Source organism: Peptostreptococcaceae bacterium, from assembly GCA_016649995.1.
GTDB lineage: Bacteria > Bacillota > Clostridia > Peptostreptococcales > BM714 > BM714.
In genome coordinates, this window is record JAENWJ010000086.1 from 1 (window position 1) to 3,935 (window position 3,935).

At 43.8% G+C, this 3,935-nt stretch carries 3 protein-coding genes; all 3 read right to left on the minus strand.

Annotated features, from left to right (window positions below; genetic code table 11):
- Nucleotides 1-47: 47 nt before the first annotated feature.
- Complete coding sequence (gene raiA, locus JJE29_09180; GenBank protein ID MBK5252788.1) at nucleotides 48-584, minus strand: ribosome-associated translation inhibitor RaiA; 537 nt, start codon at nucleotides 582-584, stop codon at nucleotides 48-50.
- Between the two features lie 202 nt (nucleotides 585-786).
- The gene (locus tag JJE29_09185) at nucleotides 787-1,512 is read right to left on the minus strand and encodes a ComF family protein (GenBank protein MBK5252789.1); all 726 of its coding nucleotides are present in this window, start codon (nucleotides 1,510-1,512) and stop codon (nucleotides 787-789) included.
- On the minus strand, nucleotides 1,512-3,737 hold the full coding sequence (locus JJE29_09190) for an ATP-dependent RecD-like DNA helicase (GenBank protein MBK5252790.1): 2,226 nt from the start codon (nucleotides 3,735-3,737) through the stop codon (nucleotides 1,512-1,514). The genes JJE29_09185 and JJE29_09190 overlap by 1 nt, the downstream gene beginning before the upstream one ends.
- Nucleotides 3,738-3,935: the final 198 nt, after the last annotated feature.

The following is a 3,935-nucleotide window of genomic DNA, read 5'->3' on the forward strand; positions in this document are numbered from 1 at the left end:
AAAAAAAAGAAACTTGATGCCTAAGTATCAAGTTTCTTTAAATTCAGCTAATATATAGTCGGCTCAATCAAGCCGTAATTACCGTCATTTCGTTTATACACTACATTAACCTCATCGCTTTCCGAATTCGCAAACACAAAGAATGCATGTCCCAAGAGCTCCATTTGCAAAACAGCCTCCTCCGGATCCATGGGCTTTACCGGGAAACGCTTTGTCCTTACAATTCGAAACTCGTTCTGGTCTGTATCTTCAACATCGGGAATGTTTTCAAGCCTTATGCTTTCATGCCCTCTGTACCGTCTCTCAATACGAGTTTTATGCTTTTCCAATTGCTTGTGTAGCTTGTCAATCGCCTTGTCAATAGAAATGTACATATCGTTTGTAGCCTCTTCTGCTCTAAGTATCACCCCGTTCTTCAGTGGGATTGTAATCTCCACAATCTGTCTATTTCTTTCTACGCTCATAGTGACCTGCGCATCCACTTCACTTCCAAACAACTTGTCGATTCTTTCCAACTTGCTTTCAGCCATATTCCTCAACGCATCAGTGATGTCCATGTTCTTTCCGCTTACAATAATTCTCATAAACTTCATCCCCTTCCAATGCTTTTCTATACTATTTGTTAATTTACTATTACCCAAATGTATTTGGCTAAAACGCCAACAAAGCCAAAAAACTATTCTATCTTATCCAAAACTCTATTTGCGAATCATTTCAAGCATTGTTGATATTGTGGATAAACATGTTGACAACATACAATTACTGCATTCAACCTGAGGAATACCTTCAGCTGCATGCAACGGTTGCCGCAACCACCGCTTCGGCCCCTGCTTCCTTTAAGGCCCTCGCACAATCGTCGGCCGTGGCGCCGGTTGTCAATACATCGTCAATAAGCAAAATTCTTTTGCCATTCAAATTCATACCGTCCTTCGTATTGAATGACCCTCTCAGGTTTTTAAATCTTCCCTGCCTCCCGAGGCGAGTCTGGTCGATTGTAGGTCTCCTCATGTAAATGGCATCCTTGCATACCGGCTCTCCCCTCATTTTTCCAAGAGCCTCCGCCAAAAGAAAGGCCTGGTTAAAGCCCCTTTCCCTTTCTCTGCTTTCATGCAGCGGAACGGGAACAATAAGATCGAATGCTTCCATACCCGAATCGCGTAGCCTGTCATAAATCATCTCCGCCATATGGAAAGCCGCATAAACCTTCTTACCGTATTTCAGCATGAAAATAAGCCTTCGCGAAAAATCGTCGTAGGTAAGGCAGCTTACCGCTTTTTCAAAATGAAGGCTCTGCCCCGCACATTCGGAGCACCAAGCATCGGATACATTATTCGAAATAGGTCTGCCACAGCGATTGCAGCAATCATCTTCCAAAAGAAACCTCAAACCTTTACGACACTCCGGACAAATCGAATACCTCTCCCCGAGCAATATCTGTCTGCCGCAAAGCAGGCAGTGTATATTTTTAGGAAATAGCAAATCCGCAAAAGCGCCAAGCCATCTATTTTTCATCAGTTCTCATCTTCCTCCATAAAATCAGCCACTTTCTTGAATCGGTAAAGAAGTCCCGAATTCCTTTTCATTCCTTTTTCATTCTTTATCATCGCATAAAGATATTTGCTTTGCCCAACCAATACCACCAGCTCCTTTGCCCTGGTTATTGCGGTATATATTATGTTCCTGTTAAGCAACATTGGCGGCGCCCAGCTAAGGGGTATTACCACCACAGGAAATTCACTGCCCTGGCTCTTGTGGATTGTTACGCAAAACGCATGGATCAACTCGTCCATGTCGGCAAAATCGTAGCTTATTATTCTGTCTTCGTCAAAAACTACATCCATCTTCAAAGCTTCGTGATCTATTCGGGATATGAATCCTATGTCTCCGTTAAAGACTCCATCGCCCTCTCTAAGCCCGTCCATGGACTTCCACTTTATGTTGTAGTTGTTCCTTATCTGCATTATCTTATCGCCCTCGCGGAAAATACGCTCCCCGGTATTTTTTTCTTTCTTTTCCGGCGACGGCGGATTCAGCATTCCCTGAAGGGCTATGTTGAGGCTTTTGGTCCCGACTATTCCACCCTTCATTGGAGTAAGAACCTGAATATCCTTCATTGGATCGTAACCGTTGAACTTTGGCAATCTATCGCTGACAAGCTCCTCAATAGCCTTTAGAATATCATCTGGCGAATCCTTGCTTATATGAAAAAAGTCCCTGTCCTTTTGATTCATCAGAGGGTATTCTCCCTGATTTATCCTGTGGGCATTTAGCACAATCATACTTTCCCTCGCCTGGCGAAAAATCTCGTCTAGCCTGACAACCGGTATCATGCCGCTGTCAATTACATCTCTAAGCACATTGCCGGGGCCTACAGGTGGAAGCTGGTCTGCGTCCCCAACCAAAATGAGCCTCGTTCCGGGCTTTATAGCCTTAAGCAGATGATACATAAGAAGCACATCAACCATTGACACCTCGTCAATGATTATTACATCCGCCTCAAGCTGATTTCCTTCATTTTTTCCAAAAACCATTGCGCGATCATCCATTGACGGGGCATACTCAAGCAGCCTGTGAATGGTCTTAGATTCCATTCCTGCTGCCTGGCTCATACGCTTGGCAGCCCGACCGGTCGGCGCTGCCAAAGTAATCTTGAAACCGTTTCCATAAAAAATGCGTATTATGGAATTTATTGTAGTTGTCTTTCCGGTTCCCGGTCCTCCTGTAATGACAACCAGACCTTTTTCTATGCATCTCTTTACCGCAAGCTTCTGCTTGTCGGCCAGATGGATATCTTGAAGCTTAAGATCCTCCATCTCTTTATCAACCATTATTCCCGGGTTTTCGTATTGCGCCAGCGCAAAGTCGGTGAGCATCCTTGCAACTCCAGTCTCTGCAACATGGTACAGCTGACCGTAAACAGCCTTCTCATCTCCCAAATTTTCAACGAAAACATCGCCTCTTACAAGTATTTCAGCTATCATTTCCTCAACCTGGCAGGGTTCTACGATAAGCATTTCCGAAGATTTTTTCACCAGCTCGTCACTGCCGGCATATGTATGTCCTTCCTGCTGAAAGGTATTCAAAGCATATTTTATGCCCGAAGCTATTCTTCCGGGGTCGTCCCTTTCAACACCCATCTTTGATGCAATCCGATCTGCAAGGCGAAACCCTATTCCGCTAATCTCATCGGCTATGCGGTAGGGATTGTCCTCCATCACAGACAGAGACTCGCCCTTGTACTTCTTGTAAATCTTGAGCGCATACGCAGTTGAAATGCCATAACTCTGAAGCCCAATCATGACTTCCTGCATTTCTCGCTGGGCTTCAAAAGAAACAAGTATGCTTTCAAACTTGGATTTTCCTATGCCGCTGACCTCTCTTAGCCTCTCGGGACTGCGTTCGATGATATCCATCGTATCAACCCCAAACTTCCCAACAATGCGCTCGGCTAGCTTCGGACCAATACCTTTTATAAGCCCGGATGACAGATAGTTGACGATACCGTTTTCAGTACTCGGGACAACCTTTACAGCTATCTCGACCTTGAATTGCTCGCCGTACCTCTTGTGGTATACCATATCTCCAGTAAGCTTGTAATGCTCTCCCTCCGACGCAGAAGGCAAAACACCTACAACCGTCAGAAACTCCCCATCAGACTCAAAGCCGGCAACAGTATAATCGGTATCATCCGCATGAAATTTTATATCCTTGATAACGCCCTCTATCTCAATTGCCATGACTTCTCCTATGTAAAAAATCTGATTCGTTAGTCTTTGATCTTTATCTTTGATCTTTATCTTTGATCTTTATCTTTGATCTTTATCTTTGATCTTTATCTTTGATCTTTATCTTTGATCTTTATCTTTGATCTTTATCTTTGATCTTTATCTTTGATCTTTATCTTTGATCTTTGATCTTTATCTTTGGTCTTTATC